General features: G+C 65.3%; 1 protein-coding gene. It reads left to right on the top strand.

Annotated features, from left to right (window positions below; all coding sequences use genetic code 11):
* Positions 1–292: 292 nt before the first annotated feature.
* Positions 293–934: a methylthioribulose 1-phosphate dehydratase gene (locus EKL94_RS22130; protein WP_126930649.1), complete on the top strand. Its 642-nt coding sequence runs from the start codon at positions 293–295 to the stop codon at positions 932–934.
* Positions 935–1,108 lie beyond the last annotated feature (174 nt).

The following is a 1,108-nucleotide window of genomic DNA, read 5'->3' as shown; positions in this document are numbered from 1 at the left end:
TTTAGTGAGCGATTATTTGTAGTAGTAATAGGTTTATAGAGAAGAGTACATGATTGTCTCGGTGTTAAGAGAAATATAACGATGAGCACATAATGTTTGATTTCAAACGGCACGGCGAACAGCAGAAAACACAAGCGAAAGGTCGTTGGAAGCGTCAGATGGGAATAAGAGACAGGAGGGGAACTTGCAGCGTCCCCTGCACGGCCTACCCGCCCCGCCCCGCCCATGAACCGCTCCATACGACCAGCCACAAGGGACTCTGCCGCTGGCCGAATCCAGTAAAATCGACCGCATGAACGCCCCCTCCTTCCCGTACGACACCGCGCGCCTGAGCGAACTGGCCCAGCTGCTGATCGACAACGTCCGCGAACTTGCCCACGCCGGCTGGACCCCGGCCACCAGCAGCAACTTCTCCCACCGCCTGGACGACCGCCACGCCGCGATCACCGTCTCCGGCAAGGACAAGGGCCGGCTGATCGAGGACGACATCATGGTGGTGGACTTCGACGGCCTGGCCGTCGGCCGCCCGCTGCGCCCGTCGGCCGAGACCCTGCTGCACACCCAGCTGTACCGTCGCTTCCCGGACGTCGGCTGCGTGCTGCATACCCATTCGCCGGTACAGACCATCGCCTCGCGCCTGTATGCGCCGCAGGGCCATATCCGCCTGGAGGGCTACGAGCTGCTGAAGGCCTTCGCCGGCAACAGTACCCACGAGATGGCCATCGACGTGCCGGTGTTCGCCAACACCCAGGACATGAACGTGCTTTCGAAGCAGGTCGATGACCTGCTCGACCGCCAGAACCTGTGGGGCTACCTGATCGACGGCCACGGCCTGTACGCCTGGGGCCGCGACATGGCCGAGGCCCGCCGCCACATGGAAGCGTTCGAGTTCCTGTTCCACTGCGAGCTCGAGCTGCGCAAGCTGCGCGGCTGAGCCTGCGTGCAGGTGCAGATGCCGATCCGGAATCTGCACCCCGTCCCCACCCCCGTCCTACCTCCGCGTTCCCGCTTCGCCCCGCGCCGCCTCCGCCTAACCCGCACCCCCCCCTCCCCCCCCCCCCCCCCCTCCCCCCCCCCCCCCCCCCCCCCCCCCCCCCCCCCCCCCCCC

The organism is Stenotrophomonas maltophilia, from assembly GCF_003970865.1.
In the GTDB taxonomy this organism is placed as follows: domain Bacteria; phylum Pseudomonadota; class Gammaproteobacteria; order Xanthomonadales; family Xanthomonadaceae; genus Stenotrophomonas; species Stenotrophomonas maltophilia_AR.
Note: the sequence above shows the minus strand (reverse complement) of the source record. Positions and strands in the feature narration are given on the sequence as shown.

What these genes read in the sequence shown, in the direction of transcription:
- EKL94_RS22130 (WP_126930649.1), top strand. Translation starts at nt 293, where the DNA reads ATGAACGCCCCCTCCTTCCCGTACGACACCGCGCGCCTGAGCGAACTG.